We start from the raw sequence: 521 nt of genomic DNA, 5'->3' as shown, positions 1-521 counted from the left end.
CCTGCCTGCTCGTCCTCACGAAGATGGACCTCATCTCGCACGAGGAGGCGCTGCCGCTCGTGGAGGAGTACGTCGCCCTGCGGTCGTTCGACGCGGTGATCCCGACCTCGGCCGTGAGCGGCTTCAACCTCGACGCGCTGCGCGACGCCATCGTGGAGCGGCTGCCGCAGGGGCCGCCCTACTACCCGCCGGATCAACTCTCGGAACACCCAGAGCGCTTCTTCATCGCCGAGATCGTGCGCGAGCAGATCTTCAAGCAGTTCCGCGCCGAGGTCCCCTACTCGACGCAGGTGAACGTCACGGTCTACGAGGAGCGCGAGGGCCAGAAGGACTTCTGCGACTGCGAGATCGTGGTCGAACGCGACGCGCAGAAGGGCATCCTCATCGGCAAGCGCGGCGCGGCGCTAAAGCGGCTCGGAGCCGCCGCCCGCCACGAGATCGAGGCGTTCACTGGCCGCCCGCTCTACCTCCAGCTCCACGTCAAGACCCGCGCCGACTGGCGCAACCGCGACGGCTTCCTC

Annotated in this window: 1 protein-coding gene; it reads left to right on the top strand. The window is 67.9% G+C overall.

The genetic code is table 11. The features are described from left to right. The coding region (gene era, locus AAFM92_16985) for a GTPase Era (protein ID MEL7302051.1) at positions 1-521 on the top strand (521 nt) is incomplete at both ends.

Source organism: Pseudomonadota bacterium (genome assembly GCA_038533575.1).
Taxonomy (GTDB): Bacteria; Pseudomonadota; Alphaproteobacteria; order Rhodobacterales; family Rhodobacteraceae; genus Shimia_B.
The sequence above is the reverse complement of the archived record's forward strand: the minus strand, read 5'-3'. Positions and strand labels throughout refer to the sequence as shown.